The sequence below is a fragment of the Gemmiger formicilis genome (assembly GCF_016901605.1).
Classification (GTDB): Bacteria; Bacillota; Clostridia; order Oscillospirales; family Ruminococcaceae; genus Gemmiger; species Gemmiger formicilis_B.
In genome coordinates this window covers 1-403 of record NZ_JACJKP010000480.1, presented here as the reverse complement: position 1 = coordinate 403, position 403 = coordinate 1, and the positions used below count along the sequence as shown (strand labels likewise).

Genomic DNA, 403 nt, shown 5'->3' with positions numbered 1-403 from the left:
CCGGCCGGAAGGCCAACGGCTACGAACCGTACCTGATCCTGCAGGCCAACCACAGCGGCCGGTATTCCAACCCGGACAACAAACCCGCCCCCATGATCGCCTACCGGCACCCCGAACTGGAACAGTACCGCGCCGCCGATGATTCCTGCATTGTGAGCGACGATTATCTGCGCGCCCTGGAAGAAAAGTTCGGCGAAGCCGCCCGCCTGGCCAAGGAAGCCGGCTTTGACGCCGTGGACATCAAGTCCTGCCACGGGTATCTGCTGGCAGAACTTTCCTCGGCCTATACCCGGCCGGGCCCCTACGGCGGCAGCTACGAAAACCGCACCCGCCTGCTGAAAAACGGCATTGCCGCCGCCAAAGTGTGGGAGGACGACCACTTCATGGTCACGGCGCGCCTCGG

The 403-nt window shown here is 64.0% G+C and carries 1 pseudogene; it reads left to right on the top strand.

Annotation, left to right across the window (positions count from 1 at the left end):
- A pseudogene (locus H6B10_RS15540) lies at window positions 1-403 on the top strand (flavin oxidoreductase/NADH oxidase); the annotation flags it as partial.